Raw genomic sequence first — 789 nt, 5'->3', positions numbered from 1 at the left:
TGAATCGCCCCGGGTTTCCTAGACACTCTCCAGGCTCGCTGCGTAACGCTTTTCAAACTCTACCGGTGACAGCTGATTGTTGAAACTGTGGCGTCGTTTTGGGTTGTAAAACATCTCGATGTAATCGAACACATCATCCCGAGCATCCTGGCGTGTAGTGTAGATTTTACGCTTGATCCGCTCCCGCTTTAGCAGCTGGAAAAAGCTCTCCGCCACAGCGTTGTCGTGGCAGTTACCTCGACGACTCATGCTGGCTACCAGGTTGTTAGCTTTCAAGAAGCTTCGCCAGTCTGAGCTGCTGTACTGACTGCCTTGATCCGAGTGGATCATCACCTCTTGCTTCGGCTTACGTCTCCAAACCGCCATCAGCAGTGCATCAATGGCTACGTCGCTGGTCATCTGCGACTTCATTGACCAACCAATGATCTGGCGTGAAAACAGATCGAGCACCACGGCCAAATACAGCCAGCCTTCATATGTTCGGATGTAGGTAATGTCTGTGACCCAGACTTTGTTGGGTTCTCTGACATCGAATTGGCGCTTCAGTAAGTTCGGTGAGGCAACGGCTGGTTTACCGCCATATTTTCCCGGCCTCCGTCGATACCCAGTCTGAGAACGTAAACCTTCAAGGCGCATCAACCTAGCTACCCGGTGACGGCCACAGCTCTCACCAACCTCTCGCAGGTCATCATGGATCTTGCGATAGCCATAAACACCACCGCTTTCCAACCAGGAGTGTTTGATCAGTCCAAGCAGTCGCTGATCGTCCTTGGCTCGCGCAGATTTTGG

The 789-nt window shown here is 52.2% G+C and carries 1 protein-coding gene; it reads right to left on the bottom strand.

What is annotated here, in order from left to right; translation table 11 throughout:
- Nucleotides 1–18: 18 nt before the first annotated feature.
- Nucleotides 19–789, bottom strand: a 771-nt coding sequence (locus ACZRN6_RS36540; RefSeq protein ID WP_464009965.1) for an IS3 family transposase, incomplete at its 5' end; no start/stop codon positions are given.

The organism is Pseudomonas sp. A125, assembly GCF_055409485.1.
Note: the sequence above shows the minus strand (reverse complement) of the source record. Positions and strands in the feature narration are given on the sequence as shown.